The organism is Aliterella sp. E5.1, assembly GCF_057473825.1.
In genome coordinates this window covers 1-1,545 of record NZ_JBYCCV010000352.1, presented here as the reverse complement: position 1 = coordinate 1,545, position 1,545 = coordinate 1, and the positions used below count along the sequence as shown (strand labels likewise).

Annotated in this window: 2 protein-coding genes; both read right to left on the bottom strand. The window is 43.8% G+C overall.

All coding sequences use genetic code 11. The annotated features are described in order from the left end of the window. Positions 1-1,376, bottom strand: a 1,376-nt coding sequence (rppB, locus tag AC2VE5_RS27165) for a two-component system sensor histidine kinase RppB (RefSeq protein WP_486890644.1), incomplete at its 3' end; no start/stop codon positions are given. After that, positions 1,363-1,545: winged helix-turn-helix domain-containing protein (locus tag AC2VE5_RS27160; protein ID WP_486890643.1), on the bottom strand; the 183-nt coding region annotated here is incomplete at its 5' end. The genes AC2VE5_RS27160 and rppB, both read right to left, overlap by 14 nt.

Below are 1,545 nucleotides of genomic sequence, written 5' to 3'. Positions count from 1 at the left end.
ACTTCAATAACACCTTGGTGAGCTTTAGCAATTGCTTGTGCAATTGACAGTCCCAGACCCGCTCCCCCTGTATTTCGTGACCGATCGGGATTTACTCGATAAAAGCGATTAAAAACTCGAGCTTGCTCTTTAGGCGCAATTCCAATACCTGTATCCTGGACTTGAATTATAACTTGATGAGGATTGCTACAGCTCATAATGACACTCACTCGCCCTTGTGCGGGGGTATAAAGAATTGCGTTAGTGATTAAATTAGAAATTAGGCGATAAAGCTGGTCCTCATTACCTAAGACGTAAAGCAGTTTGAAAGTTCTATTTTCACAGCTTAAGTGAATCCCACCTGTTAAGGCAGGAGCAGATAGTTCTTCGAGCAGATCGATTACAATCTCGTTTATGCAACACGGCTGAAGTTGGGAAATCAAGCCCTGTTGTTCAGTTCGAGAGAGCAATGCTAAATCCTGGATGAGTTGAGATAGTCGATTAATTTGAGCGTCAATCACACCTAGTATATTCTGGACCTTCTGCTCGGAAAATGACTGCATTCCTAAAGCTGCATCAAGCGTCGTCCTAATGCTGGAGACAGGGGTTCGCAATTCATGAGCTGCATCAGCAGTGAACTGTTCCATATGCTGATACGATTGGTGAACCGGCCGCATTGCTACACCCGCAAGCCACCAACTTGAACCACCAACTAACAGCAGGAGAACAGGTAATCCCACTACTAGGAATAGCCTCAGAATGACAAGATGATCATCTAGAGGCTTGAGCGAGCGACCCACTTGCATGTAACCCCAGGATAGATTGTCCTGGGTATGTAAAGGCAAGGTGATTTGATGGTAACGATTTCCTTCTCCGTCTGTTAGAGTTTGCCAGGGATGATCTCTAAGGAGAACTGGCAACTCTTTCCCTTGGCTACCTGCTATAGCAATCAATTTACCAGAACTATTTAGTAGCCGCATATAGTAATCGTTTTGATAAACAGCTCCCAACCTATGGCGCTGTTCATCCCCCGATACCTTCTGCTCCTTAGAGTTTTTAGGTGAGTCTAATTGTTCTTTTGATGAAACCAGAATTCTCTCCTCAAGATTACCCAGTGCTTCATTTTTTGCTAAACAATCTGTCTCAACTGAGCAAAGATCTAACATTAACTGCTGTGATATTGGTTCTAACCGTCCCGGCTGTTGCAAATCTGACTCAAAGCTATCATGAAGTGTTCCTGCTACCGATTTCAACTCTTGGTCTAAAGCCCGCCAGTGGATATGGAGAATTGCTTGATAAGTGGCAATTCCAGATAGTCCAATAATTAAACCTGTAACTCCGGCGTAAAGTGCAGTAAGTTGCAACCGAGCTACACTAAATAGTTTATTTTGCCGCATTAGTTGTACTTAGCCGATAGCCCATCCCATAGATTGTCTCAATGAGACTTTCTCCGTTTATTTCAGCTAGTTTACGACGTAGAAGTCGCATTTGAGCTGCTACGACGTTACTAGTAGACTCTGAGCTGACTTCCCACAGCTGATTCATTAGTTGCTCGCGCACAATAAT